This is a genomic window from Paenibacillus nanensis (assembly GCF_003583765.1).
GTDB lineage: Bacteria > Bacillota > Bacilli > Paenibacillales > Paenibacillaceae > Pristimantibacillus > Pristimantibacillus nanensis.
Window position 1 is genome coordinate 88735 of the sequence record NZ_QXQA01000012.1, and the last position, 25230, is coordinate 113964.

Below are 25230 nucleotides of genomic sequence, written 5' to 3' on the forward strand. Positions count from 1 at the left end.
TTTGGACAAAATAAAGCCGCCCTGGCAGCCATGCCGCGGGCGGCTTTTTGTTTTTGTGAAAAGTTGTCTGCACAAATATATCGGAAAAGTTGTGTTATCATTTCTATCATTTCATGATTTGTTAACAATCCTTGCCTTTATAATGTTCTTACCGGCGGGTGCTTGAAATATTATTTCATTATATAAGTATAAATATTAAATACATTATTCTTCCAGTTATGGATAATGGTTCGCGCTTGTCATTGACAAAATCCGGGGCAAGGCGTATGCTCTGAGTCGCCCTCCTTGTTGGTTCTTATCGGATTATAACAAGATATGTACGTTAATGCATAATTGAGTCAGCGCGAAAATGGATAAAAGCTTGTAAGCGGCAATACAAGCCCGCATTAATGCGAATATGCAGTAATGCGTAAATGTTTTAATGCTTAATTGAAGCAATGCATTAAAGTACAAGCCGTATGTATGTAAATGCGCTTTTACTCATAAATTTTCATCTGCGGGTTATAGTAAAATCAACGCCAGGGTCGATATTGGGAGATTGTTTTAGTTGACAATAGTTCAAATGAAGTTGTATATTGTTTTACGTCGAATAAATATAAAAACCATGTAAATAAACATTACATTCGTGGTTTTTAGCAGCTCCGTCGCATTACTTATGGTTTTAACAAAAATTATATAGAAAGTGGGAGTTGATGTTGGTGAAAGGAAATTTCAAAAAGCCAGTGCACTTTATGCTAGTCCTGGTCATTGCTTTCAGCATGTTGCTTGCTGCTTGTAGCGGTAACAACAACGGCGGAAACAATGCGCAGGATCCGGCGAACAACGGAGCGAACAATGGGGCAGCAGAAGAAAACAAGACGCCTCAAGAGTTCCGTTTCACGCTTGCAAGTGAACCGCCAAGCTTGGACCCAGCCCTGATGACGGATGCGCAATCGTCCATCGTAGCAGCTGGCCTTTACGAAGGTTTGACTCGTTTGAACACAAAAGGCGAGCCTGAAAACGCGCTTGCTCAAGAAATCATTACGGAAGACAACCAGAATTACACAATCAAACTCCGTCAAGACGCAAAATGGAGCAACGGTGACCCTGTCACTGCGAAAGACTTCGAATTTGCTTGGAAACGCGCTCTGAACCCAGAGACAGCTTCCGAGTATGCATACATGCTGTTCTATCTTGAGAACGGCGAAAAGTACAACGCTGGCGAAGCGTCTGCTGATGATGTAGGCGTTAAAGCTACTGACGATTACACGCTTGAAGTGAAGCTGTATACACCGGCTCCATACTTCACAAGCTTGCTGTCGCACTACACGTACCTGCCGGTTCACCAAGCAACTGTAGAAGGTGCTGCTGACTGGGCTGCTGAAGCTAACACAATCGTTTCCAACGGTCCTTTCCGTTTGACAGAATGGAAGCACGCAGACAAGCTGGTTCTTGAGAAGAACCCAGACTACTACAACGCTGATGCTATCAACTTCACTAAAGTAACGATTTCTTTGGTTGAAGATGAGAACACCGTTTACCAAATGTATGAGACAGACAAAATCGACTGGATCGGCGCTCAAGCTGGTTCCGTGCCATCTGACCTGATTCCTCAGCTGGTTGAGCAGAAGAAAGCTGAAATCACGGCGGTTGCATCGACTTATTACTACCTGTTTAACAACAATAAAGTACCATTCAATAACGTAAATGTACGTAAAGCGTTCTCGATGTCCATCGACCGTCAAGCTTTGATTGACAACGTAGCGAAAGCGAACCAAACGCCTGCATTCGGTCTGGTGCCTCCAAGTATTGCGGGTCCAGAAGGCAAAATGTTCCGTGAAGTTTATCCAGACACTGGTTTTTCGACAGAAAACGTTGAAGAAGCAAAAGCGCTGCTTGCAAAAGGTTTGCAAGAACTGGGTCTGTCTGAGTTCCCTGAAGTAACATTACTGTACAACACAAGCGAAGGCCACAAAGCGATCGCTGAAGCGGCTGTTGATATGTGGCGCACGAACCTTGGTGTAGAAGTTAAGCTGGCTAACCAAGAGTGGGGCACATTCCTTGAAACAAGAAAAGCTGGTCAATTTGATATTGCGCGTTCCGGTTGGGGTGCGGACATCAACCATCCGATCAACTTCACGTATGACCTGATTTACTCCAAATCCGGCAACAACGACGGTAAGTACAACAATCCTGCAGTCGACAAGCTTCTTGACGATTCTCTTGTATCCTCTTCTGCAGAAGAGAGCATGGCGAAGATGGCTGAGGCGGAGAAAATCGCATTGTCCGACGACATGGCTGTACTTCCGATGTACTATTACACGACTGTTACTATGATTAAGCCAGGCTTCGAAGGCGTTATTTCCGACTACGCTGGTCATATTGACTGGGTACACGGCAGCAAGAAATAAGGTCACTCAACCTTGATTGTCTATAGCGGCTAACTTAGAGTAACTTGTTCCAGAAGGGTATATATAGTCTCTATATATACCCTTTTGAAATGTTAAAAAGATTTTGAGAGAGTGGGTGATCGAGATGCTCCGTTTCATCGTAAGCAAGTTTCTGTATATGCTTCTGTCGCTCTTTTTGCTCATTACCGCGACATTTATGCTTATGAACGCAGTTCCGGGTAGCCCGCTGCAATCTGAGAAGGCGACAAGCGAAGCTGTTCAGAAAAACTTGGAAGCGTATTATGGCTTGGACAAGCCGCTGATTGTGCAGTATGGAAAGTATATGAACAATCTCCTTCACGGGGATATGGGTATCTCCATGAAGAAGAAATTCCAATCGGTTGACAAGATGATTGCCGATTCGTTCGGACCATCGCTCAGATTGGGGATCTCCGCGGTTATTACGGCTGTGGTGGTCGGATGTATTTTAGGTATTATTGCCGCGATGTATCATCGCAAGCTTCTTGATAATTTAGCAATGATTATTGCCGTTATCGGCTTAGCCATTCCAAGTATCGTATTAGGACCTTTACTGCAATACACGCTTGCTTTTAAACTTAGATGGTTTGAAGTATCCGGCCTTGAAGGCCCATTGGATTATGTATTGCCGACCATTGCGCTGGCTTCTGGTCCTATTGCTTTTATCGCAAGATTGCTTAGATCGACTATGATTGAAGTATTGAATGCGGATTTTATTAAAACTGCCAAATCCAAAGGACTTTCCGGTTACGTGATCATCGTGCGCCATGCGCTGCGCAACTCGATGCTGCCTGTCATAACCTATCTTGGTCCGCTGACCGCGGGTATTATTACGGGCTCTGTCGTTATCGAGAAAATTTTTGCGATTCCGGGAATCGGGAAGTACTTTGTTCAGAGCGTTATAGATCGGGACTACCCGCTTATTATGGGCATTACCATCTTCTATGCGGTGATCTTGATGGTATCCAGGTTTTTGGCGGATGTGGCCTATGTGCTGGTTGACCCGCGCATGCGCGCATCTGGTGGAAAGGGGGCGAAGTAAACGATGGCGAACCAACATCATGGAAATGCTTCCGATCATCTAAGCCCTGAGCTGTTCGAGAAGCTTGAGAGAGAAGAAGTTTTAAAGGATGAGGTTGGACGGAAAAGCTTAACGGCATGGCAGGACATCAGAATGAGACTGCTGAGCAATAAGCTGGCGATGGTTGGGTTCTGGATCATCATTCTGATCATTTTAGCCTCTATATTGATACCTTGGATTTCTCCACAGGATCACTATACGACAAATTTGCAGAATACAAACCAACCGCCAAGCAGCACGCATTGGTTCGGTACCGACGACCTCGGACGCGACCTCATGGAAAGAACATGGAAGGGCGCGCAAATTTCGATTTTTGTCGGTGTTGTAGCGGCCCTGATTGACCTGATTATCGGGATAATCTATGGGGGGATCATGGGTTACTTCGGCGGTAGAGTGGATGAAGTGATGAACCGCTTCTCTGAAATTCTCTATTCCATCCCTTACCTGCTTGTCGTTATCCTGCTCTTGGTTGTCATGGAGCCAAGCTTGACCACCATCATTGTCGCCATGTCCATAACGGGCTGGATCAATATGGCATGGATCGTGCGCGGCCAAGTGATGCAGCTGAAAAATCAGGAATATGCTCTCGCCTCCAAATCTCTTGGCGCCAGCGCATTCCGGATTATTTTCCGTCACTTGATTCCGAACGCGATGGGACCGATTCTCGTCACCTTGACGCTGACGGTTCCGAACGCTATCTTTACCGAGGCGTTCCTTAGCTTCCTGGGTCTAGGCGTACAGTCGCCTACTGCCTCATGGGGAACGATGATTGACGACGGCGTCGGAGCGATTTTTAGCGGTCACACATGGCGTTTGTTATTCCCGGCTCTCTTCTTGAGCTTAACGATTTTTGCCTTTAACGTCTTCGGAGACGGTCTGCGCGACGCATTCGATCCGAAGCTGAAAAAATAACAACCCAGCTTTTGCTGAGAGGAGGTCATTGCTAATGAAGACCTTGCTGGAAGTCAAAAACCTAAGCGTCTCCTTTGACGTATACGGCGGTGAAGTACAGGCGATTCGCGACATTTCCTTTGACGTGAAGGAGGGGGAAGCAGTCGCGATCGTAGGGGAATCCGGGTCGGGTAAGAGCGTTACCGCTCAATCCATCATGAGACTGAACCCATCGCCGCCAAGCAGAATCAAAAACGGTTCTGTTAAGTTTGACGGACAAGAGCTTCTTACGCTGTCAGAGAAAGAAATGCAGGCTGTGCGCGGCAACAAAATCGGCATGATTTTCCAAGATCCTATGACTTCCTTAAATCCTACGTTAACGGTAGGCGCGCAAATTATGGAAGGCCTGATTAAGCACCAGAACGTAAGCAAAGCGGCTGCTCAAGCAAGAGCGATCGAGATGCTGAGCCTGGTCGGTATTCCGAATCCGGAAGCTCGTATCAAACAATACCCGCATCAATTCTCGGGCGGTATGCGACAACGCGTGATGATTGCGATCGCGCTGGCGTGCAACCCGTCCCTACTGATCGCCGACGAACCGACTACGGCACTCGACGTGACGATCCAAGCGCAAATTATGCGCGTCATGAAGGATCTGCAGAAGAAGATGGGCACCTCCATCATTCTGATTACGCATGACCTGGGCGTCGTGGCTGACGTCTGCGACCGCGTCATCGTTATGTATGCGGGACGTATCGTCGAGCAAGGCACGAAGTGGGAGATCTTCCAAAACCCTCAGCATCCGTATACTCGCGGTTTGCTGCGTTCCCTGCCGCGTCTGGACCAGAAGAAGGACGAACCGCTTATTCCGATTCCGGGCACGCCGCCGGATCTGATCAAGCCGCCTGCGGGCTGCAGCTTCTGCGCTCGCTGCGACGAAGCGATGAAAGTATGCGTGGATAACGATCCGAATCTGCATGCCATTAAGGGAAGCGATTCCCACGCTGCAGCTTGCTGGATGCTGCATCCTTACGCGAATCGGGAGGTGCCGGTATGAGCTCTCCGTTAGTTCAAGTGAGTGATTTGCGCAAGTTTTTCAACTTGGGCAAAGGAAATATACTGAAAGCCGTTAATGACATTTCCTTCGAAATCGGCCGTGGCGAAACCGTGGGCGTCGTTGGCGAATCCGGCTGCGGCAAATCGACGGCTGGACGCACAATCATGCGTCTGTACGAGCCGACCAGCGGCGGCGTAACGTTCGACGGCAAAGACATCTACAAGCTGAAAGGCGCGGAGCTCAAAGCTCTCCGCCGCAACATGCAGATGATTTTCCAAGATCCTTACGCTTCGCTTAACCCTCGTATGACGGTTACCGATATTATCGGTGAAGCATTGGATATTCATAACCTGGCCGGCAGCCGCGCCGAGCGCAAGCGCAAGGTCGAAGATCTGCTGGACCTCGTTAACCTGAATCCGGAGCACGCGACGCGTTATCCGCATGAATTCTCCGGCGGTCAGCGCCAGCGGATCGGTATCGCCCGCGCGCTTGCGGTTGATCCGAAGTTCATCATCGCCGATGAGCCGATCTCCGCGCTGGACGTTTCGATTCAGGCGCAAGTTGTTAACCTGATGCAGGATCTGCAGCGCAAGATGGGTCTGACTTATCTGTTCATCGCGCATGACCTGTCGATGGTTAAGCATATCAGCGACCGTGTAGCGGTTATGTACCTTGGCAAAATTGTCGAGCTTGCGGAGAGCAGCGAGCTGTACGAGAATCCGCGCCATCCGTACACCCGCGCGTTGTTGTCCGCGATTCCGATTCCGGATCCGCAGGTTGAAGCCGAGCGCGAGCGTATCGTCCTGAAGGGCGATCTGCCAAGCCCGATCAACCCGCCGAGCGGCTGCCAGTTCCACACTCGCTGCCCGATCGCGACGGACAAATGTAAGACGGATGCGCCTAAGCTTGTTGATGTGGGCAAAGGCCATTTCGCGGCTTGCCATTACGCATAATACAAAGAGGCGAAGCAGGATGCCGCGCATCCGCTTCGCCTCTTTTTTATTTCGGGACTGCAGCCAATCCGAATGGATGCCTGTCTGCCGCCTAGCTTCTGTCGGGCATATCCGTTTGATTCAGTAGAAATTACTGCGGAAATGCAGGAATTAGGCGTGAAAATGAGTGGAAATGGGAAAAATCCTGCGATAATGCAGTATTTTTCACGATATTTAGCTGAGAAGGATGGTTCGTTGATGAATTGATGCACATTTGCAGGAACTTTATTCGAGCAGCTCCATATCGCGATAAATTCCTGCACAATTGCAGCAATTTTTTTTAGAATAGAAAAGGATGCCTCCGCTGCGTTAACGGTAGTTAGCCGTTCGCGCAAAAGGCATCCTTTTTAGGTTAAAGCTGCGTAAGCGTCCTTATTGTTGTGCTGCGGTTACTTCACCGTGACCCGAATTGAGACGGTTTTGCCGCCATAGGCCGCTTTTATCGTGGTCGAGCCTTTGGCGACGGCTGTAATTTTGCCGTCCTTCACGGTAGCGACAGTTGCTTTGGACGTTGTCCATACGGCGCTTTCCGTGGCGGTAACGGGACTGCCCGTGTAGTATATGGCTTGCAGCGTGACGTTGTAGCTTTGCCCAGCCGACAACTGCACGGCTTTGGTGGAAGGCTGCAACGATTTCAGCTTCGGCGTTACGACAACAGGGACCTCGACCTGTTTGCCTTGGTAGGAGCCTTTAACCTTTGTGGCCCCGACATCGACGGCCTTGACCGATGAAGTGCCGTTAATTGTGGCAATTTCCGTATCGGCGCTGGCCCAGTTCATTTTGGTGCCGATCGATACTTTTTTACCGTCTTTATAGTAGCCAGTTACCCGAATGGATTTGGACTTGCCCGGATTCAGCTCGATCTTGGAGGGCTCGACGACAAACTTTACGATTTCCTCCTCGATTTTGACGCGTACCGAAACTGTTTTGGTCAGGTAGGTGCCCGTCAACGTAACGCTGGAGGCCTCCAGCCCTTTCATCGCATCTTCCATAATGATGATGTTATCGGATTTGGTTGTCCAATCGATCGATTTCGTAATATCCGCTTCCTCGCCATCCTCATAAACGACACGGACGGTCGGCAGATCCGATTCTTTTCCCGTAATAATGCTCATATCTTTGCTTTCGGCGATCAGCTTAATCGGTTTCAGATGTACAATCAGCTTCACTTCCGTCTTGATACCTTGAACCGTGGCGGTTAGTGTCGTTTCGCCTAGAGCCAATGCCTTCCACTTTCCATCCTTGATCTCCGCGATATCTTCATCCTCAACCGACCACTTGGCCAGCTTGGATACGTCAACCGTAGAACCGTCGAAGGTGGTTGCCGTAATCGCCGGGAGCTCGCCGCTGATGCCTTTGAAGCCGTCAACTTCCTTATCCGCTGCCTTCAGCTTCGTAATGCTCGGATATACCGTAACCTCGATGCTGCGGCTAATGCCTTTGTGAGCGACCGTAATTTTTGTTGTGCCGACCGCTTTCGGCGTCACTTTGCCTTGCGAGACCATAGCAACCGTGACATCGGAGGAGGTCCAGGCTCCGTCCGTTGTAATATCTTCGATCTCGCCTTTGGTGCTTTGCACCTGCGCGCGAATCTGGATCGGCTCGTCATGCAGCTGCATATGGAGTTCCTTCTCCGGCGTCAGCTTAATCGACTGGTATGGCGTGCGAACGACAACGGTTAACGTGTCGGTTACGCCGAGATGGGAGACGGTTACCGTTGTTTTACCCGCTGCGACAGCCGTCAATACGCCTTTTTCGACCGTTAACACCTTCGTATTGGCGCTGGTCCATTTCGCTTTGTCTGTGACGGTGAGCGTGCCGCCGGATTTAGGGTGGGCTACAGCCTCCAGCTCGTGGTCATCGCCGCCTACCTCCAGCTCCAGCAGATCATTCGTCGGCTCCGGCAACATTTCAATTTTTTTGTATGGCGAAGTTACCGTCAGCTTGACCGAATCGGACTTGCCTTTATATTTGGCCGTAATCGTGACGGTGCCGGTTCCGATAAGCGTTACTTCCCCCTCATCGACAGTGGCGATAGAGGAGCTCGACGTGCTCCAGGTTGCTTCATTCGTGATGTTGTTCGTGCTGCCGTTCTTTTTCCCGTCGAGGGTAAAGGCAAGCTCCTCGCCAAGCTGTATGTCTGCAATAGCGGCAGGGGCGGCTGCGCCGTCCTGCATGATCGTCACTTCGTCGTAGACATAGTCCGATGTGGCTTTTACAGTTGCCGAATAGCCTTTATATGTAGCGGTAATCGTGGCGGAGCCTTTGCCCACCCCGGTCAGCACGCCTTTATCGACCTTAACGGCGGAGCTGTTCGAGGTCTTCCAAGTCGCTGACTCCGTAACATCCTTTTTGGAAGAGGTTCCCGATATCGAAGCGAACACGGCAACTTCGACGGTCCCATCCTCAACGATTAATTCCAGAGCGTCCGTCACGTCATTGTAATCCGCTGCCGCATAATTCAGCTCGATGCCCGTGACGGTCTCCTCCGCCGCGTAGGCAACTCCCGCTGCTTGGCCGGTGACGAGCACGAATGCAATCGCGGCGGCCAGCCATTTCCGAATTCCGAGGAGCGGACTGCTCCAATTGCTTCTAGGCTTCACTTCATCCTTCCCCTTCGTTTGGAATATTTTTCTTTCCCCATTAATAACGGCATTTCCCTGCCCAAAATGAACAGGGCTTCAGTCCTAAAAATGGGATTGCAAGCATGTGTGCCAATTTCTAACTAAAAGCTTAGGATGATTTAAGCTTTTATTATGATTTGGTTACAAGCCTCTTAACGATTAACAGGTATCTTTAGTTGCAGATGACAAGTCGATGGGGAGGCTCTTATACATGAAATTGAAAATATTCGTCTTATACGGGGGAAAGTCCCCGGAACATGAAGTTTCGCTTCGAACGGCTTTTACCGTGCTCGGTTCGATTGACCGCCGGAAACATGATGTCTATCCGGTCTATATTACACGAGATGGCCTGTGGTGCTGCGAGGGGCTTCTGGACCGCCGTCCCGATCGCATCGAGGACCTTGCGCTCCAGCCCGAAGCGAGGTCGGCCGCGCATACGCTGGGCACCGTGCTTATCCGTTGGATTTCCGAGGCGGGAGGCCAGGCCGTCGTCCTTCCGCTGCTGCACGGGGCCAATGGAGAAGACGGAACGGTGCAGGGGCTGTGCGAGCTGCTAGGCGTCGCCTATGTCGGCAACGGAGTGCTGTCAGCCGCAATTACGCTCGATAAGGAGGTCTCGAAGCGGCTGCTGAAGCAGGCGGGGATCGAGCAGGCGGAATATAGATGCATTCGATTGGAGGATTGGCGGCAACGGGCGGTACGGCTCATGGAGGAAGTGGAGAGCGAAATCGGCTTCCCTTGCTACGTCAAGCCCGCGTCGCTTGGCTCCAGCATCGGCATAAGCCGGTGTGAGGACGCCATTCAGCTGCGGCAAGGAATCGAGACGGCATTCCAATACGACAGCAAGCTCGTCATTGAGGAGGAGATCGACGGCAGAGAAATACAAGTGGCTGTCATGGGCAACGAGCGGCCGCTCGCTTCCTTGCCGGGAGAATTCATCCATCGGAGCCGTTTTTTTGATTTCGAGTCGAAGTATTTGGATAAGGAGCTTGTCATGTCGGTGCCGGCCGCCGTTCCGCCTGAAGTGACGGAACGTGTTCGCGTTACCGCGCTTAAAGCGTACGGACTTCACGAATGCTCGGGACTTGCCCGTGTCGACTTTTTCTTAAACAAAGAGGGCCGGCTGTTTTTAAATGAAATTAACGCGTTTCCCGGATTTACCGGCACCAGCATGTATCCGGTCATGTGGGAGCGCACGGACGGCACGGCTTACGGCGAATTAATCGAGAAGCTGATGGACTACGCCTTGACGAGACATGCGGATAGACAAGCCGTAAGGCACGCGAGGTGAGGGCATGCGCAGGGATACGGTTGCGATCGTGAGTCTGGGCGCGATTAGGGACAACGTTTCGAAAATCCGAAAGCGGCTGCCGGAAGGGGTGAAGCTGATGGCGGTCGTGAAAGCGAACGGGTATGGTCACGGCGCCCTGGAATCAGCGGCAACGGCTGAGCAGGCGGGAGCGGACAGGCTGGCCGTTGCCTATTTGGACGAAGCGCTCAAGCTGCGGGCCGGCGGGATCCGCCTTCCCATTCTCATTCTAACGCCGATCGATCCCGCCGAAGTGATGACTGCGATCGAGCATGATCTGATGATCACGGTTACCGGGGCGGATTGGTTTCGCCGGATGGCGCCTTTCCGAAATGCCGAGTGCAGTCGCAAGCTGAAGGTGCATGTGAAAGCAGATACGGGTCTTGGCAGAATCGGCCTGAGAACAGGCGAAGAGTGGGAGGAGCTCGTTCCATGGCTATTGTCTAAGTTCGTAGAGGTTGACGGGTTCTATACGCACTTCGCGACGGCAGCCAGGGAGGATACGCGGTTTCTTAAGCGGCAGGTGGACACGTTCCTCCGAATGAAGGCTTGGAGCCAAGCGTCGGGCGTCCGCGCCGCGCATTACCATTGCGCGGGAAGCGCCGCCGCGCTGCGTTTCCCCGAGCTTGCAATGGATATGGTGCGAATTGGAGCGGCCATGTTCGGCTTTTACCCGGAGAGGCTCGTAAAAGATCTGCATCTTCGGCCGGCTCTGTCGCTGCACAGCCGTCTGATCGAAGTGAAGAAGCTGCGCAAGGGGGAATGTATCGGCTACGACAATTCCTATGAGGCGAAGGAAGAGGAATGGGTCGGGACGGTCCCGATCGGTTATGCCGACGGCTGGTCGCAAAGCTTGCGGTGCTCGGAGATGCTGGTGAAAGGGCATAGAGCTCCGGTTGTCGGCAAGATCTGCATGGATCAGCTGATGGTGCGATTGCCGGGCCCGTGCGAGCCGGGGGACGAGGTGGTGCTTATCGGCAGCCAGGGAGATGAAGTGATTACGTGCACGGAGCTGGCGTCTTATCTCGACAGTGTTTCCCAGGAAATATCGACATCGTTGTCGGAGCGAATCGAACGCGTTTATACGGTATAGGAGGAAGGAATTGGACATGCAAGAGCGGATTTTACATGATCATTTGGATTACACGCTGCGCAGGCATTCGGCCCGGAAAGAAGCACAACGTCTGCGATTGAGCCGCGAAGCCGTTTATCAAGGAGAGCTGCTCCTGATTAATGCCGCCCATCCGCTTCGGACGTGCGGAGAACCGGAGGCAGCTTTAACGGAGCTGGCCAGCCTGGCAGGCGTTCGGGTTCTGGACGCTTCGATTGCCCTTGAGACGGAATGCGCGGTCAAGCTGGAGGAGCTATTGGAAGCAGCCGGGGCAAAGGACGATATCGTAGTTGTCAGCGGCTACCGGACCGCAGCCGAACAAGCCGCGATATACGAGCAATCGCTTCAAGACAACGGGCCTGTCTATACGGCTAGCTATGTCGCCCTTCCTGGAAGAAGCGAGCATCAGTCCGGGCTTGCCGTAGACGTAGGGGAGCGTACCGAAGGGGAGCTTGATTTCATTGCTCCGTCCTTCCCGGACCGGGGAAGATGTCTAACATTTAAGCGGCTGGCAGCGCTGCACGGGTTCATTCAGCGGTACCAGGAGGGGAAGGAAGAGAGGACAGGCATTGCTCCCGAGCCTTGGCATTTCCGATACGTCGGAGCTCCTCATGCTGCCGTAATTGAGCGGCTCGAGTTCTGTCTGGAGGAATATATCGATTACCTGAAAGGATTCACCTTCGAAGGCGGGATGCTGCTGATGGATAGCGGCGAAGGGATCGCTGCTTATTATGTCCGGGCCGAAGAAGAAGGATGGACGGAAATACCGCTCCCGGTCTGCAGCCGCTACACGATATCCGGCAATAACGCGGATGGCTTCATCGTGACGGCATTCGGCATCCATATCGATGCGTAGCGCTGCGCGGGAAACGCGGCTCGGCGGGATCGATCTGGTCAAGCTGATCGCGGCGATGCTTGTCGTCGCCATCCATACCGGACCGCTTCTTTCGGTCGACCCTTACGCGGATTTTCTGTTGACCGGCATAGTAGCCAGACTTGCCGTGCCGTTCTTTTTTGCGGCGTCCGGCTTTCTGTTCTTCCGCAAGCTGACGGGCGTTAGGCGGAAGGATGACCGAGCGTTCCGGCGGTACGTCTGGAGAATAGCGGGATTGTATGCCGCAGCTATTGTTTTCTACCTTCCCGTCAACGTATATAAAGGAGATTTTGCGCACGGGATCGATATTACCGCCGCCGTTCGAGCTATTCTAATTGACGGCACCTTCTATCATCTATGGTACTTGCCCGCTTTAATTACCGGCTTCTGCATCGTGTACCATGCGCAAAGACGGCTGCCGTCGTCCGCCGTGTATCCGCTCGTAACGCTGCTGTATATTATTGGACTGCTCGGGGACAGCTACTACGGACTCGCGGCTCGCAGCGATTCGCTCGGGGCGGTATACGACTGGCTGTTCAGCTGGTCCGATTATACGCGCAACGGCTTATTCTTTGCGCCGGTTTATTTGGCGGTCGGCATGTATGCGGCCAAGATGCCGGCGAGCAAGCCAAGGCGTTCGCGGAACCTGGTCCTGTTCCTCGCAAGCGCCGGCGCATTGCTGCTCGAGGGCATTCTTCTTCGCGATGCGGAATTTCCGCGGCATGATAGTATGTATATCATGCTTTTGCCCGCGGTGTATGCGCTGCTTCAGCTCGCGGCGCAGGCGAAAATCGGCGGTTTCCGCAAAGCGGGCGCCATGAGCCAGTGGATCTATCTGCTTCACCCCGCAGTCATTGTTGTCGTGCGAGGCGCGGCAGAGGCGGCAGGTTTTCGCGAGCTGGCTGTCGACCAATCCATAATGCACTATGCTGCCGTTTGTATCCTCAGCGCTGCGGCTGCCGGGGGAATCGAGGCCGTTCTCTCGGTGCGGCGCCGAAAGCAAGCCGTCATGAACAACGCCCCTTTCGCCTAGGGCTGGAGGGGCGCATTATTTTTTATTTGGCCAGCCTCGCATCGTCCTCGATCTTGCCCCGCAGAATAACCGTGCCGTGCTTCGCTTTCGTCAGAGCCGGATGTTTGGAGCGCTTGACCTTCCGCATCACTTTCACGGGCAACCGTTTATTCAGGAACCGTCCAACCACATTCATTCCCCATCCGACTCCTTCAACCATAATTTACGACAAAACGAACGAGCTTATCGATGTGGCCCAGCATCGTAAAAGGCTTTACGATCTGTTCCCATTCTTCGATATGAGGCTCCACATCCACCGTGCCGGCAATCGCAATCAGACAGCCGAGCTCAAGCTTCCCGCTGTTCCGGAAGAACAGCAGCGTGTCGGAGTCCGTATGGTCGAAGTGGCTTTTGACCTCTTGCCAGATCGGATACGTCAGCTCCGTTTCGAGAAATTTATCAATCGCCTTCGAGTCCATCCGGTCTTGATCGGGCGTGCAGGAGCGGCCCCAGCGCCACCCCGTCAATTTATGCCTGCCGCGGCTGTTGTTCACGACAAGCACGGCTCTGACATCGGCTCTTTGCACGCGGAACAGGTTGCAGACATCATCGATCAGCGCTTCAAACAATTGATCGATTTTATCCGCTTTCAATTCTTTCGGCGCCTGCCTGTTTTTGACCGTTTCCTTCACATCGGCGATTAGTTTCTCGTAATCGTGACAGGAGCGGTAAGGCGGCGCTGCTTTCTTCCGGAATAAGAGAAAAGAGGCCAGGATAGCGAGCGGAGACGCGTACAAGATGAACAGGATGAGAAATTTCGCTCTGCCCGCGAGCGTTCCCGCCGCTTCCCATTCGGCGAGAAGCAGAAACGGCAAAGAGAGAAAGCGATTGAGCTCGAACATCTCTTCGATGACAGCCGGGAGCATAACGATTAACAAGACCCAGACGATCGTTCTGCCGATCAACGTGCCGAATACGACTTGTCCGATTTTTCTCATAGCTGTGAAAGCACCCCCTTTGTAAATCGATATGTAAGTTTTTCCAAGAAAAGAATAAAGACCCCAAAAAATAAGGGGTCCCTTTGCGAAGCGTACCGACAGGTTTATTGTTTGCCGAGCAGTGTCACCGTGCCATGCGATGCCGGGGGGATCGGCTTATCCAGATAGATTTCATACTGGACAAGCTCACGACCTGAAGAAGCAAGAATCGATTTCCTGTCGGTGACGCCCAGCCAAATCTTTCTTTTCTTTATTTTCTCAAGCACATGGATCCTCTCCTCTGACCGTGGGCATCGCCATGCTTATATTCGCCGCGCCTTAAGCTTCGGCGGTACGATGACTATTGTATGCGGGAAGGGGCCAATTATTTCTTCCTGAGCGCAGATCAGCCTTGAGATTATTTTTTTCTAACCCCAGATGCAACGCTTTCTTTACAGTGCTATAATATATGGGATTGTGACCATGCTAGTTGTAAGAAAAAAGGTTGTATAACGCTTAGCGCGGCACCTTCGAAAAGGATACTGGGAGGAATTAAAGCTCCATGAGCAAACTGGTTATTTGTGACCATCCCCTAATTCAGCACAAGCTGACGTTCATTCGGGACAAAGAGACGAACACGAAAGATTTCCGCGAGCTGGTGGATGAAGTTGCGACGTTAATGGCTTACGAAATTACGAGGGAAATCCCGCTCGACACCATTCAAGTGGAGACGCCTGTCGCGGTGACGAACGCAAAGGTTGTATCCGGGCGCATGGTCGGCCTGGTTCCGATTCTGCGGGCAGGTCTCGGCATGGTAGACGGCATCTTGAAGCTGATCCCGTCAGCCAAGGTCGGGCATATCGGCCTCGCGAGAGACCATGAAACGCTCCAGCCCAAGGAATACTACATCAATCTGCCTACGGATGCTCCGAACCGTCTGCTGATCGTCATTGACCCGATGCTGGCGACGGGGGGCTCTGCTATAGCGGCGATTAATTCCTTGAAAAGCCGGAATTGCGATCAGATCAAGCTGATGTGCCTGATCGCCGCGCCGGAGGGCGTGAAGGCGGTTCAGGAAGCCCATCCTGACGTGGATATTTACATCGCCGCGCTGGACGAGCGTCTAGACGAGAAAGGTTATATCGTACCGGGACTAGGCGATGCGGGCGACCGCATGTTTGGAACCAACTAAATAGATTGAGTGAATTAAGATGTAGGAGTGGAATCTTTTGTCTAAACTAAAGGTAATGACAATTTTCGGGACGCGTCCGGAAGCGGTGAAGATGGCGCCCCTCGTACTGGAGCTTCAAAAACGAGAGGATCAGATTCAATCGATCGTATGCGTTACGGCTCAGCATCGCCAGATGCTCGATCAAGTGCTGGACTTCTTCGAAATTAAACCGAATTATGATTTGAATGTGATGAAGGACAGACAGACGCTGACGGAGACGACGGTTCGCGTGCTGGAAGGACTGGAGCCCGTGCTTGAAGAGGCGAAGCCGGATATCGTGCTTGTGCACGGCGATACGCAGACGACGTTTCTGGCGAGCTACGCGGCGTTTCTGAAGCAGATCAAGGTCGGGCATGTGGAGGCGGGGCTGCGCACGTGGAACAAGATGTCCCCGTATCCGGAAGAGATGAACCGCCAGCTGGCAGGGGTGTTATCCGATATCCACTTCGCGCCAACGGAATGGTCGGCGAACAATCTTCGCAAGGAGAACAAGTCGGAGAATTCGATTTATATTACCGGCAATACGGCGACGGACGTATTCCAATATACGGTGGACGAGTCCTTCGCTCATCCGGTTCTCGAGTGGGCGAAAGGCAAGCGCATGATATTGATGACGGCCCATCGCAGAGAATCGCTCGGCGAGCCTCACCGCAACATCTTCCGCGCGGTTAAGCGCATTGCGGACGAGCATGAGGATGTCGTTGTCGTATATGCGGTGCATTTGAATCCGGCGGTACGCGAGCCGGCGAACGAAATTCTCGGCAACCATCCGCGCATCCGCCTGATTGATCCGCTGGACGTATTCGAGTTCCATAATTTCTATCCGCATACGTACATGATTATGACGGATTCCGGCGGTATGCAGGAGGAGGCGCCGTCATTCGGCGTGCCGACGCTGGTGCTGCGCGATACGACGGAGCGTCCGGAAGGAATCGAGGCCGGCACGCTGGAGCTTGTCGGAACGGATGAAGAGAACGTATATGCGAGGGCGAAGGCGCTTCTGAACGATACGGCGCTGTATTGTCGAATGAGCCAAGCGGCTAACCCGTACGGCGACGGAAAAGCGTCCGAGCGCATTGTTGACGCGATTCTTCATCATTTTGGAAAATCGAGCGCGCGCCCCGAATCGTTCACACAACGTTCATAGTTTTCAGCTTAGAGGCGGCGTAAAGCCTGAATATACAGCATACAGTGGCACTGTACGGTTTTGAGAGCTCGCGAAACCTTGTAAAATCAGGGTTTTCCCCTAGTGGATTACCGTATATTCAATTGACAAACCTTGCGCCGCTTCGATAAAATAAATGGGGATTGACAGGGGTTGGAGCGATATGAACGGGAAACGCAACAATGACAATCCGTGGAAGGCCGCTGCGCTTGTCGGCGCCCTTGGCATAGATGTCGGGATTTGTATTTTCTTAGGATATTGGCTCGGCCGAGTGGCTGGTGAACGCTTCGGCGATCCGAAGGTCTGGATGGCCTCCGGGCTGCTTGTCGGTCTGGCTGTCGGCATTCTTTCAGCCATTCTGATTGTCAGGAAGGTGATGAAGGATACCGATGGATAACATTTTTAAATCGGCGATGCGCGGGGCGCTTTTTTTTGCGGCTGCCTGCCTGCTGCTCTGGGGGATTGTGCCGGAGTGGAAGAGCGTATGCGCTGGTCTTCTGCTTGGCGCCTTCGCAAGTTTTATGAATGCGCTTTTGCTAAGACGTAGAGTGGAGATAGTAGGACAAGCAATGGCGAACCGCGGCATGCGCAAGATGGGGCTGGGACTTGGAAGCCGCATCGCGATGGTGCTGTGCGTGGCCATGGTTGCCTACAAGTATCCCGAGACGTTCAACCTGCCGGCAACGCTGGCGGCAAGTATGGTGATGCCGTTTATTCTATTGGTATCAGCTTTTCTTCACCATAAGCGACATTAACTTGTGAAAGGGGTGAAATGGTTACATGCATGAATTTCCCATAGTCGAATTGGGTGGCTTCAACATTGATATTTCTACATGGGGAGCTATTATTATCTCCGCGATCATCACTTTTCTGCTCGCCGTCCTCTCCGTTCGCAAGCTATCCGTTGAGAATCCGTCGCGGATGCAGAACTTTCTAGAGTGGGTGGTCGAGTTCGTCCACAACACGATCGCAAGTACAATGCCGCTGGAGAAAGTTAAGCGCTATATTTCTCTCGGGATGACGCTAATCATGTTCATCTTTATTTCGAACTTGCTTGGCTTGCCGTTCGGTATCGTGTTCGATGTTCACGAAGAGATAGGCTGGCTGGGTGTAACGGCGGAAAAGCTTGCAGAACACGGCGGTCATATGCACGTCGCGCTCTGGAAATCGCCGACGGCTGACCTTGCGGTTACAGCGGGTCTTGCGATTACGGTGATCTTCCTGGTCCACTTCCTGGGCCTCAAAGAGAACACGAAGCATTACATCAAGCACTATATCGAGCCGTTCCCGATTTTCTTGCCGCTGAACATCATCAAGGAGATTTCGAAACCGGTTACGCTGGCTCTTCGTCTTTACGCGAACATCTTCGCGGGCGAGGTTCTGATCTCCACGATCCTGATGCTGGGCGTTTACGGGGTTCCGTTCCTGGCAGCATGGCAGGGCTTCAGTATTTTCGTCGGCGCGATTCAAGCGTTCCTGTTTACAATCCTCACAATGGTGTACATCTCGCAATCGACGATCCACCACGACGAGGACGCTGTGCATTAATTCGGGTTAAGACCTGCCTAAAGGATCGCAACCTCGATTGCTTGAGCAGGATTAGTTATAAACAAGCACCACCACAAATATTAAACTTATTTTTGAGGAGGATTTTTAAATGGATTACGGAGTTTTGGCAGCAGCACTTGCAGTTGGTTTGGGCGCACTTGGCGCTGGTATCGGTAACGGTCTGATCGTGAGCAAAACAATCGAAGGTATCGCTCGTCAGCCTGAGCTTCAAGGCAAACTGCAAACCACAATGTTTATCGGCGTTGGTATCGTCGAAGTTGTGCCGATCATCGGCGTCGTTATCGGCTTCTTGGCGTTCTTCGCTTAAGAAATTACAGAACACATGCAATTGGCGGGGAAGGCCTAGCCCTCTTCGCCTTCGTTATGATTGCGAATTGATTGCGATAAATGTTCAAATGACCTGGCTTTCCGCGGAAAATCGGGTTTGAGCGACCTCTATAAGGATGTAAGGAAGGAGTGGCACAATGGATTTCGTATGGGAATCGACGGTCTTCGCGATCGTGGCGTTTCTGATCTTGTACTGGCTGCTCAACAAATACGCTTTCGGTCCGTTGTTCTCTATCATGGAGCAGCGCAGAAAGCTTATTCAAGAGCAAATGAGCACAGCGGAAACGAGCCGCAAAGCAGCCGAGACATCGATGGAAGAGCAGAAAGCTGCGCTTGAGCAAGCGCGCAAAGAAGCTTACGCCATTATCGAGCAAGCAAGAACGACCAGCACGAAGCAAGCGGACGAAATCGTTCAATCCGCGAAGAACGAGGCGAATCGCCTGAAGGACGACGCATTGAAGGATATCGTAAGCGAAAAGAACAAAGCGATTGCTGCTCTTCGTTCCGAAGTTGGCGGCATTTCCGTGAAAATCGCATCCAAGATTATCGAGAAGCAAGTGGACGAAAAAGCCCAAGAAGAGCTTGTTGACCAATACCTGAAAGAGGTAGGAAGCAAATGAGCCGCGACACGGTGGTAGCGAAGCGCTACGCAAAGGCGTTATTCGAACTGGCTTCCGCGGCGGGCACCGTAGCGGAGGTTGAAGCGGAGCTGAAGCTGATCGCGGAAGCTTTGAAGCAGGATGCGGAGATTGAGAAATTCCTCTCCTTGCCAAGCGTTGCTCCAGCAGCCAAAGTCGACGTGCTGAAATCGGCATTCGGCGACAAAGTATCGGCGCTTGTGATCGACACGCTCAAGGTTATCATCTCGCGCGGACGTCAAGCGATTATCGGCGACGTGTATGAGTCGTTTACAAGAATCGCGGGCGAAGCGCTCGGGCAGGCGCATGCGACGGTTTATACGGCGCAGAAGCTGTCTGACGATGAACTTGCAGGCGTTGTCGCACAGTTCGGAAGCATCACGGGCAAGAAGATCATTGCAGAGCAAATCGTCGAGCCAGCGCTGCTAGGCGGCATTCAAGTCCGCATCGGCGACCGTCTCTACGACGGAAGCTTGTCCGGCAAGCTGGAACGTTTACAAAAATCGTTAAATTCTAAAGCACTGTAGATAGGGGTGAACGAATTGAGTATCAGACCTGATGAAATCAGCACGCTGATTAAACAACAGATCGAACAATATAAATCCGAGATTCAAGTCGTGGACGTCGGTACGGTCATCAACGTCGGCGACGGTATCGCTCGCGTACACGGCCTTGAAAACGCGATGCAAGGCGAGCTGCTCGAATTCGCGAACGGTGTTGTCGGCATGGCGCTCAACCTTGAGGAAAGCAACGTGGGTGTCGTTATCCTCGGTCCTTACACAGAGATTCGTGAAGGCGACCAAGTAAAACGTACCGGCCGCATCATGGAAGTGCCGGTTGGCGACGAGCTTCTTGGCCGCGTCGTTAACCCGCTGGGCCAGCCGGTCGACGGCAAAGGTCCGGTTAACACGACTCAAACTCGCCCGGTTGAATCCCCGGCTCCAGGCGTTATCGACCGTAAATCGGTTCATGAGCCAATGCAGACGGGTATTAAAGCGATCGACGCGATGGTTCCAATCGGCCGCGGCCAACGCGAGCTGATCATCGGCGACCGTCAAACGGGTAAAACGGCGATCGCGATCGACGCGATCATCAACCAAAAAGGCAACGGCGTAAAATGTATCTACGTCGCAATCGGCCAAAAGCAATCTACGGTTGCTAACGTTGTGGAAACGCTTCGCCGCCATGGCGCAATGGACTACACAATCGTTGTAACGGCAAGTGCTTCCGAGCCTGCTCCGCTTCTGTTCTTGGCGCCATATGCGGGCGTATCCATGGCTGAGTACTTCATGTACAAAGGCGAGCATGTCCTGATCGTATATGACGACTTGTCGAAGCAAGCCGCGGCATACCGCGAGCTGTCCCTGCTTCTCCGTCGTCCTCCGGGCCGCGAGGCTTATCCGGGCGACGTATTCTATCTGCATTCCCGCTTGCTGGAGCGCGCGGCGAAGCTGAGCGACAAGCTCGGCGGCGGTTCCATCACGGCATTGCCATTCATCGAGACGCAAGCGTCCGACGTATCGGCCTATATCCCTACAAACGTTATTTCCATCACAGACGGCCAGATCTTCCTGGAATCCGACCTGTTCTACTCCGGACAGCGTCCAGCGGTTAACGTTGGTATCTCCGTATCCCGCGTAGGCGGTTCCGCGCAGATCAAGGCGATGAAGAAGGTTGCCGGCACGCTCCGTCTGGACCTTGCGGCATACCGCGAGCTCCAAGCGTTCGCGCAGTTCGGCTCCGACCTTGATAAGTCGACGCTGGCTCGTCTGAACCGCGGCGCGCGCACAATGGAAATTCTGAAGCAAGGCGTTAACCAGCCGATGCCTGTTGAGAAGCAAGTTATCTCCATCTATACGGCTGTTAAAGGCCATCTGGATGATATCGCGCTCGACAAAATCGGCCGCTTTGAGCAAGAATTCCTGGCATTCCTGGATTCCAATCATCCGGAGATCGGCGCTTCCATCCGCGAGACGAAAGACCTTGTCGCGGACAACGAGAAAGCGCTCGTGGCAGCGATCGAATCCTTCAAGAAAAGCTTTGCCTAAGGTAAAGTTCAAATAGAAACCTCCTACGTTCGGCTGTGAACAGCCGGGCGCAGGCCCTTACCACGCCCCGAACTCGTTTCGGGGCTCTCGAAGGCGGGTGAAACCAAATGGCAAAAGGCATGCGCGAAATTAAACGCGAGATCAAGAGCAAACAGAACATGAGGCAGATCACGAAGGCAATGGAGATGGTAGCGGCTTCCCGGCTCAGAAGAGCTCAGCTGGCTGCGACGGCAGCTCGTCCGTACGCGGATAAGCTAAAGGAAGTTGTTGCGAACATTGCTGCGGGTACGAAAGACGTGAAGCATCCGATGCTGGAATCCCGTCCGATTAAGAAGACGGGTTACCTCGTCATTACGTCCGACCGTGGTCTTGCTGGCGGTTATAATGCGAACGTCTTGCGCAAAGTGACGCAAACCATTCAAGAGAAGCATAAATCGACGGACGAATACGCGTTGTTCGTGATCGGCCGGAAGGGTCGGGATTACTTCCGCCGCCGCAACATGCCAATCGTTGAAGAAGTGATCGGATTGTCGGATTCTCCTACGTTCGCTGATATTAAGTCGATCTCTTCAGCGGCTGTTCAGATGTTCGCCGACGGAGCATACGACGAGCTCTATCTGTTCTACAACAAATTCGTAAACGCGATTACGCAGATTCCAACGGAATCCCGGTTGCTTCCTCTCGAGGAGATGAGCGATAACGGGGCTGTATCGGCTTACGAATACGAGCCGTCGCCGGAAGGCGTACTGGAAGTGCTTCTGCCGAAGTATGCGGAGACGCTGATCTACAGCGCTGTGCTTGACGGCAAAGCATCCGAGTTTGGCGCGCGTATGACAGCCATGGGCAGCGCGACGAAGAACGCGACGAAGATGATCAACCAGCTGACGCTGACATACAACCGCGCTCGTCAAGCGGCGATTACGCAAGAAATTACCGAGATCGTTGCGGGAGCTAGCGCACAATCGTAATTAGATTCTTAGCATATTAGAAGGAAGCAGGAGGGAAAGCAATGAAAAAAGGACGCGTTGTATCCGTCATGGGTCCTGTCGTCGACCTTGAGTTCGAACGCGGCAATTTGCCGGAGATTCTGAACGCGCTCAAGATCGAGCATAAGGCAACAAACGGCGGTGTCGACATTAACCTTACGCTTGAAGTTGCCGTTCACCTTGGCGACAACATGGTACGTGCCATCGCAATGAGCACAACGGACGGCTTGGTTCGCGGTATGGAGGCTCTCGACACAGGAGCTCCAATCACGATTCCAGTCGGCGCGCCGACTCTTGGCCGCGTATTTAACGTACTGGGTGAGCCGATCGACGAAGCAGGCGAAGTGGTATCTGACGTAAATCTTCCGATTCACCGTACCGCTCCTGCGTTCGACGAGCTGTCCACGCAAGCGGAAATTTTGGAAACGGGCATTAAAGTTATCGACTTGCTTGCTCCGTATACCAAGGGCGGTAAAATCGGCTTGTTCGGCGGTGCCGGCGTAGGTAAGACGGTAACGATCCAGGAGCTTATCAACAACATCGCGCAGGAGCATGGCGGTATCTCCGTATTCGCCGGCGTAGGCGAGCGTACCCGCGAAGGTAACGACTTGTACCACGAGATGAAAGACTCCGGCGTTCTTAGCAAAACAGCGATGGTATTCGGACAGATGAACGAACCGCCGGGAGCGCGCGCACGCGTTGCCTTGACGGGTCTGACAATGGCCGAGTTCTTCCGCGACGAAGAAGGCCGCGACGTTCTTCTGTTCGTCGACAACATCTTCCGCTTCACGCAAGCGGGCTCCGAGGTTTCGGCCCTTCTCGGCCGTATGCCATCGGCGGTAGGTTACCAGCCAACGCTGGCAACGGAGATGGGTCAGCTTCAAGAGCGTATCACATCCACGAAGAAAGGTTCCGTTACATCGATCCAAGCGATCTACGTTCCTGCGGACGACTATACGGATCCGGCTCCTGCTACGGCGTTTGCTCACCTTGACGCAACGACGAACCTGGAGCGTAAAATTTCCGAGATGGGTATTTTCCCAGCGGTTGACCCACTGGCTTCGTCCTCTCGGATCCTGTCGCCTGAAATTCTGGGCCAAGAGCATTACGATGTCGCTCAAGGCGTGAAGAAGATCCTTCAGCGCTACAAAGAGCTTCAAGATATTATTGCGATCCTCGGTATGGACGAGTTGAGCGAGGAAGACAAGGTTACAGTTGCCCGCGCTCGCCGCATTCAGCTGTTCCTGTCCCAGCCGTTCCACGTTGCGGAGCCATTCACAGGCAACAAAGGCATCTATGTTCCTGTTAAAGAATCCGTTCGCAGCTTCAAAGAAATTCTTGAGGGCAAATACGACCATCTTCCGGAAGAAGCATTCCGTTATGTAGGTGTCATTGAAGACGCCGTGAAGAAAGCCGAGTCGCTTTAATAGCGAAAGGCGGGAGGAGTCTATATGAGTACCTTTCTGGTAGAAATCGTAACGCCTGAGCGTAAAGTGTACGAAGAGACTGCGAATATGGTTAGCGTAAAAGGCGTGGAAGGCGAGCTCGGTATTCTGCCGAATCACATCCCGCTCGTAACGCCGCTTCGCATCGCTCCAGTCACGATCAAACGCGATGGCGGGAAAGTCGATGTCGTAGCCGTGAACGGCGGCTTTATCGAGGTTCGTAAAGACAAAGTCGTCATTCTTGCCGAAAGCGCCGAAATGGCGAAGGATATTGACGTTGCGCGCGCGGAAGCTGCCAAGCAGCGGGCGCAGCAGCGCCTTGCCGCTCGTCAGGATGAGATTGATTTCCGCAGAGCGGAACGTGCGCTTCAACGCGCAATGAACCGTCTGGAAATTACGAATCGTTAATCGGCTCGAATAACCGATCGAATAAGAGGCTGCATTCCGAAAGCTACGAGGCCACGGAATGCAGCTTCTTTTTTATTGCAAAAGAAAAATGGCGCCGTTTGATCACGCAGAGCGCCGCTTCCCCTAGTATCCGTAGGGTTGCCCGTCGGTTTTTAAAATTTGCATTCTTCCACGCGCCAAGTCCAGTATTTGTTTCCTTGAGACATGGCAAATCGATCTAGTCATGTCTGGAAGTCACAATATAAAGACCGGGCATATTCAAACGAACAAGGACCCTCCGTCAGGAACATATACTCCCTCTTCCCAGCCGCCACTGCATCTAAGTCCATCAAAATATAATCATCATACACATAGGCAACGATAAGCTTGGAAGGATTACGATAGGACCTATTGGTCCGAAACACCTCGTTAATCGAAAAAATTTCAATTTCACCGGAGCATCCAACATTCGAGAAGGGTCTAAATCCGTTGGTTATGGATAAAAACGTTAAATAGTCTTCAGGTAACGGAGAGTAAGACTCCGCTAGTTCAGAAAGGTCACTGGATGCAGCGGGTTCATAAAATATAAGCTCGCTGTCATAAACAAAGCCTTCCTCACATTGAACTTTACGTGTTCCTTGGGAATATAGCTCACGTAATGCCGCTATAGTCTTCTCTACTTTTAACATGTTTGACACCTCAATTTCTACAGACTAGATCGTTGATCCTGGAATGAATAGGATGTTGGAGGCTAGGGGAGCAATGATGGATTTTATATAAGGACGTCACGCAGGCGAATAGAGTAGCTGCTTTTTTAAGGCGGAGTATAGAGGAAGGATACGGCAGGCTATTTACTCTTAGAACTGCACTCGGCTGAACCCCAAATGGGGTGATCGCGACTAAGGCGTCATGAAGCAGAAGTGAATTGCTCATGTCAGGTTTAAATTATCTTTATCGTCATAATTTTGACGGAATAATTCAAAATTAATATATAAATAGTTCATATTTCTCGTTTCGCAATTTTTTTTTTAATATATTTCCCTCCTGATTAAATAAAATTATCCAAATATCTAGATAGTTATGTTAGAATAGTTAACA

Annotated in this window: 26 protein-coding genes; 21 read left to right on the forward strand and 5 right to left on the reverse strand. The window is 52.0% G+C overall.

Annotated features, from left to right (window positions below):
• Positions 1-698 precede the first annotated feature (698 nt).
• The 5 genes from D3P08_RS18085 to D3P08_RS18105 all read left to right on the forward strand — a co-directional run bounded on the left by D3P08_RS18085 (position 699) and on the right by D3P08_RS18105 (position 6390).
• Complete coding sequence (locus tag D3P08_RS18085; RefSeq protein WP_240647638.1) at positions 699-2390, forward strand: peptide ABC transporter substrate-binding protein; 1692 nt, start codon at positions 699-701, stop codon at positions 2388-2390.
• Positions 2391-2514: 124 nt separating this feature from the next.
• On the forward strand, positions 2515-3450 hold the full coding sequence (locus D3P08_RS18090) for an ABC transporter permease (RefSeq protein WP_119601115.1): 936 nt from the start codon (positions 2515-2517) through the stop codon (positions 3448-3450).
• A 3-nt stretch (positions 3451-3453) separates the two neighbouring features.
• On the forward strand, positions 3454-4401 hold the full coding sequence (locus D3P08_RS18095; RefSeq protein WP_119601116.1) for an ABC transporter permease: 948 nt from the start codon (positions 3454-3456) through the stop codon (positions 4399-4401).
• Between the two features lie 34 nt (positions 4402-4435).
• Positions 4436-5437: an ABC transporter ATP-binding protein gene (locus D3P08_RS18100; RefSeq protein WP_119601117.1), complete on the forward strand. Its 1002-nt coding sequence runs from the start codon at positions 4436-4438 to the stop codon at positions 5435-5437.
• Positions 5434-6390: an ABC transporter ATP-binding protein gene (locus D3P08_RS18105; protein ID WP_119601118.1), complete on the forward strand. Its 957-nt coding sequence runs from the start codon at positions 5434-5436 to the stop codon at positions 6388-6390. Before D3P08_RS18100 ends, D3P08_RS18105 begins: the two co-directional genes overlap by 4 nt.
• 428 nt (positions 6391-6818) lie before the next feature.
• Here D3P08_RS18105 and D3P08_RS18110 read toward each other — a convergent pair whose 3' ends face one another.
• The gene (locus D3P08_RS18110; RefSeq protein WP_119601119.1) at positions 6819-9032 is read right to left on the reverse strand and encodes an Ig-like domain-containing protein; all 2214 of its coding nucleotides are present in this window, start codon (positions 9030-9032) and stop codon (positions 6819-6821) included.
• Positions 9033-9264: 232 nt separating this feature from the next.
• Between D3P08_RS18110 and D3P08_RS18115 the strand changes: the two genes are divergently transcribed.
• The 4 genes from D3P08_RS18115 to D3P08_RS18130 are packed head-to-tail and all read left to right on the forward strand — an operon-like array spanning position 9265 to position 13380.
• Positions 9265-10344 carry a D-alanine--D-alanine ligase family protein gene (locus D3P08_RS18115; protein ID WP_119601120.1) on the forward strand — a complete coding sequence of 360 codons (1080 nt, stop codon included), beginning with the start codon at positions 9265-9267 and terminating at the stop codon, positions 10342-10344.
• Between the two features lie 4 nt (positions 10345-10348).
• The gene (gene alr / locus D3P08_RS18120) at positions 10349-11455 is read left to right on the forward strand and encodes an alanine racemase (RefSeq protein WP_119601121.1); all 1107 of its coding nucleotides are present in this window, start codon (positions 10349-10351) and stop codon (positions 11453-11455) included.
• A 16-nt stretch (positions 11456-11471) separates the two neighbouring features.
• Positions 11472-12329, forward strand: a complete 858-nt coding sequence (locus tag D3P08_RS18125) for a D-alanyl-D-alanine carboxypeptidase family protein (RefSeq protein WP_119601122.1) — start codon at positions 11472-11474, stop codon at positions 12327-12329.
• Positions 12322-13380 carry an acyltransferase family protein gene (locus D3P08_RS18130; RefSeq protein ID WP_119601123.1) on the forward strand — a complete coding sequence of 353 codons (1059 nt, stop codon included), beginning with the start codon at positions 12322-12324 and terminating at the stop codon, positions 13378-13380. The genes D3P08_RS18125 and D3P08_RS18130 overlap by 8 nt, the downstream gene beginning before the upstream one ends.
• 22 nt (positions 13381-13402) lie before the next feature.
• Here the strand turns inward: D3P08_RS18130 and D3P08_RS27360 are convergent, their stop codons facing one another.
• The 3 genes from D3P08_RS27360 to D3P08_RS27365 form a co-directional block, all read right to left on the reverse strand.
• Entirely contained in the window at positions 13403-13555 is a 153-nt protein-coding gene (locus D3P08_RS27360) for a hypothetical protein (RefSeq protein ID WP_162848524.1), read from the reverse strand.
• A gap of 16 nt (positions 13556-13571) precedes the next feature.
• Positions 13572-14357, reverse strand: a complete 786-nt coding sequence (locus tag D3P08_RS18135) for a hypothetical protein (RefSeq protein ID WP_119601124.1) — start codon at positions 14355-14357, stop codon at positions 13572-13574.
• Positions 14358-14461: 104 nt separating this feature from the next.
• Entirely contained in the window at positions 14462-14623 is a 162-nt protein-coding gene (locus D3P08_RS27365; protein WP_162848525.1) for a hypothetical protein, read from the reverse strand.
• A 275-nt stretch (positions 14624-14898) separates the two neighbouring features.
• Between D3P08_RS27365 and upp the strand changes: the two genes are divergently transcribed.
• From upp to D3P08_RS18195, 12 genes are all read left to right on the forward strand, one after another.
• Positions 14899-15528: a uracil phosphoribosyltransferase gene (upp, locus tag D3P08_RS18140; protein ID WP_119601125.1), complete on the forward strand. Its 630-nt coding sequence runs from the start codon at positions 14899-14901 to the stop codon at positions 15526-15528.
• A gap of 37 nt (positions 15529-15565) precedes the next feature.
• Complete coding sequence (gene wecB / locus D3P08_RS18145) at positions 15566-16714, forward strand: non-hydrolyzing UDP-N-acetylglucosamine 2-epimerase (RefSeq protein ID WP_119601126.1); 1149 nt, start codon at positions 15566-15568, stop codon at positions 16712-16714.
• Positions 16715-16895: 181 nt separating this feature from the next.
• Positions 16896-17129, forward strand: a complete 234-nt coding sequence (locus D3P08_RS18150) for an AtpZ/AtpI family protein (RefSeq protein WP_119601127.1) — start codon at positions 16896-16898, stop codon at positions 17127-17129.
• A complete protein-coding gene (locus D3P08_RS18155) occupies positions 17122-17487 on the forward strand; it encodes an ATP synthase subunit I (protein WP_119601128.1) in 366 nt (121 codons plus the stop codon). Before D3P08_RS18150 ends, D3P08_RS18155 begins: the two co-directional genes overlap by 8 nt.
• A 25-nt stretch (positions 17488-17512) precedes the next feature.
• Positions 17513-18280: a F0F1 ATP synthase subunit A gene (gene atpB, locus D3P08_RS18160; protein WP_119601129.1), complete on the forward strand. Its 768-nt coding sequence runs from the start codon at positions 17513-17515 to the stop codon at positions 18278-18280.
• 109 nt (positions 18281-18389) lie between these two features.
• The gene (gene atpE / locus D3P08_RS18165; protein WP_119601130.1) at positions 18390-18608 is read left to right on the forward strand and encodes a F0F1 ATP synthase subunit C; all 219 of its coding nucleotides are present in this window, start codon (positions 18390-18392) and stop codon (positions 18606-18608) included.
• Positions 18609-18765: 157 nt separating this feature from the next.
• Entirely contained in the window at positions 18766-19248 is a 483-nt protein-coding gene (gene atpF / locus D3P08_RS18170) for a F0F1 ATP synthase subunit B (protein WP_119601131.1), read from the forward strand.
• Positions 19245-19793 (forward strand): F0F1 ATP synthase subunit delta, encoded by a 549-nt coding sequence (locus D3P08_RS18175; RefSeq protein ID WP_119601132.1) that lies wholly within the window; start codon positions 19245-19247, stop codon positions 19791-19793. Before atpF ends, D3P08_RS18175 begins: the two co-directional genes overlap by 4 nt.
• A 15-nt stretch (positions 19794-19808) precedes the next feature.
• Positions 19809-21314, forward strand: coding sequence for a F0F1 ATP synthase subunit alpha (gene atpA / locus D3P08_RS18180; protein ID WP_119601133.1), 1506 nt, complete (start codon positions 19809-19811; stop codon positions 21312-21314).
• Positions 21315-21421: 107 nt separating this feature from the next.
• Positions 21422-22282: an ATP synthase F1 subunit gamma gene (gene atpG, locus D3P08_RS18185; RefSeq protein WP_119601134.1), complete on the forward strand. Its 861-nt coding sequence runs from the start codon at positions 21422-21424 to the stop codon at positions 22280-22282.
• Positions 22283-22323: 41 nt separating this feature from the next.
• On the forward strand, positions 22324-23727 hold the full coding sequence (atpD, locus tag D3P08_RS18190; RefSeq protein ID WP_119601135.1) for a F0F1 ATP synthase subunit beta: 1404 nt from the start codon (positions 22324-22326) through the stop codon (positions 23725-23727).
• Between the two features lie 24 nt (positions 23728-23751).
• Entirely contained in the window at positions 23752-24153 is a 402-nt protein-coding gene (locus D3P08_RS18195; RefSeq protein ID WP_119601136.1) for a F0F1 ATP synthase subunit epsilon, read from the forward strand.
• Between the two features lie 221 nt (positions 24154-24374).
• Here the strand turns inward: D3P08_RS18195 and D3P08_RS18200 are convergent, their stop codons facing one another.
• Complete coding sequence (locus D3P08_RS18200; RefSeq protein ID WP_119601137.1) at positions 24375-24821, reverse strand: SMI1/KNR4 family protein; 447 nt, start codon at positions 24819-24821, stop codon at positions 24375-24377.
• Positions 24822-25230: the final 409 nt, after the last annotated feature.

What these genes read in the sequence shown, in the direction of transcription:
- D3P08_RS18090 (WP_119601115.1), top strand. Translation starts at nt 2,515, where the DNA reads ATGCTCCGTTTCATCGTAAGCAAGTTTCTGTATATGCTTCTGTCGCTC.
- D3P08_RS18095 (WP_119601116.1), top strand. Translation starts at nt 3,454, where the DNA reads ATGGCGAACCAACATCATGGAAATGCTTCCGATCATCTAAGCCCTGAG.
- D3P08_RS18100 (WP_119601117.1), top strand. Translation starts at nt 4,436, where the DNA reads ATGAAGACCTTGCTGGAAGTCAAAAACCTAAGCGTCTCCTTTGACGTA.
- D3P08_RS18105 (WP_119601118.1), top strand. Translation starts at nt 5,434, where the DNA reads ATGAGCTCTCCGTTAGTTCAAGTGAGTGATTTGCGCAAGTTTTTCAAC.
- D3P08_RS18115 (WP_119601120.1), top strand. Translation starts at nt 9,265, where the DNA reads ATGAAATTGAAAATATTCGTCTTATACGGGGGAAAGTCCCCGGAACAT.
- alr (WP_119601121.1), top strand. Translation starts at nt 10,349, where the DNA reads ATGCGCAGGGATACGGTTGCGATCGTGAGTCTGGGCGCGATTAGGGAC.
- D3P08_RS18125 (WP_119601122.1), top strand. Translation starts at nt 11,472, where the DNA reads ATGCAAGAGCGGATTTTACATGATCATTTGGATTACACGCTGCGCAGG.
- D3P08_RS18130 (WP_119601123.1), top strand. Translation starts at nt 12,322, where the DNA reads ATGCGTAGCGCTGCGCGGGAAACGCGGCTCGGCGGGATCGATCTGGTC.
- D3P08_RS27360 (WP_162848524.1), bottom strand. Translation starts at nt 13,555, where the DNA reads ATGAATGTGGTTGGACGGTTCCTGAATAAACGGTTGCCCGTGAAAGTG.
- D3P08_RS18135 (WP_119601124.1), bottom strand. Translation starts at nt 14,357, where the DNA reads ATGAGAAAAATCGGACAAGTCGTATTCGGCACGTTGATCGGCAGAACG.
- upp (WP_119601125.1), top strand. Translation starts at nt 14,899, where the DNA reads ATGAGCAAACTGGTTATTTGTGACCATCCCCTAATTCAGCACAAGCTG.
- D3P08_RS18150 (WP_119601127.1), top strand. Translation starts at nt 16,896, where the DNA reads ATGAACGGGAAACGCAACAATGACAATCCGTGGAAGGCCGCTGCGCTT.
- D3P08_RS18155 (WP_119601128.1), top strand. Translation starts at nt 17,122, where the DNA reads ATGGATAACATTTTTAAATCGGCGATGCGCGGGGCGCTTTTTTTTGCG.
- atpB (WP_119601129.1), top strand. Translation starts at nt 17,513, where the DNA reads ATGCATGAATTTCCCATAGTCGAATTGGGTGGCTTCAACATTGATATT.
- atpE (WP_119601130.1), top strand. Translation starts at nt 18,390, where the DNA reads ATGGATTACGGAGTTTTGGCAGCAGCACTTGCAGTTGGTTTGGGCGCA.
- atpF (WP_119601131.1), top strand. Translation starts at nt 18,766, where the DNA reads ATGGATTTCGTATGGGAATCGACGGTCTTCGCGATCGTGGCGTTTCTG.
- D3P08_RS18175 (WP_119601132.1), top strand. Translation starts at nt 19,245, where the DNA reads ATGAGCCGCGACACGGTGGTAGCGAAGCGCTACGCAAAGGCGTTATTC.
- atpG (WP_119601134.1), top strand. Translation starts at nt 21,422, where the DNA reads ATGGCAAAAGGCATGCGCGAAATTAAACGCGAGATCAAGAGCAAACAG.
- atpD (WP_119601135.1), top strand. Translation starts at nt 22,324, where the DNA reads ATGAAAAAAGGACGCGTTGTATCCGTCATGGGTCCTGTCGTCGACCTT.
- D3P08_RS18195 (WP_119601136.1), top strand. Translation starts at nt 23,752, where the DNA reads ATGAGTACCTTTCTGGTAGAAATCGTAACGCCTGAGCGTAAAGTGTAC.
- D3P08_RS18200 (WP_119601137.1), bottom strand. Translation starts at nt 24,821, where the DNA reads ATGTTAAAAGTAGAGAAGACTATAGCGGCATTACGTGAGCTATATTCC.